Annotated in this window: 1 protein-coding gene; it reads left to right on the top strand. The window is 50.0% G+C overall.

Annotated features, from left to right (window positions below):
- On the top strand, positions 1-338 hold a 338-nt coding region (locus FC82_RS13755; protein ID WP_191982811.1), incomplete at both ends, for a class II aldolase/adducin family protein.

Genomic DNA, 338 nt, shown 5'->3' with positions numbered 1-338 from the left:
ATCAAGCCTTCCGGTGTCGACTATGACGCCTTAAAGCCAGAAGACTTGGTTGTTGTGAACTTGAAGGGTGAAGTCGTTGAAGGCGAAATGAACCCGTCCAGCGATACCCCAACCCACACGTACCTGTACAACCATTTTCCAAACATCGGCGGGATCGTCCACACCCACTCACCATGGGCTGTCTCTTTCGCTGCTGCTAAGATGGATATTCCGGCCATGAACACGACACATGCCGACACCTTCTTTGGTGACGTGCCCGCTGCCGATGCTCTGACTAAGGAAGAAATTGAAGAAGATTATGAAGGCAACACGGGTAAAACCATTGTGAAGACCTTTAA

Source organism: Secundilactobacillus collinoides DSM 20515 = JCM 1123 (assembly GCF_001435975.1).
Taxonomy (GTDB): Bacteria; Bacillota; Bacilli; order Lactobacillales; family Lactobacillaceae; genus Secundilactobacillus; species Secundilactobacillus collinoides.
The sequence above is the reverse complement of the archived record's forward strand: the minus strand, read 5'-3'. Positions and strand labels throughout refer to the sequence as shown.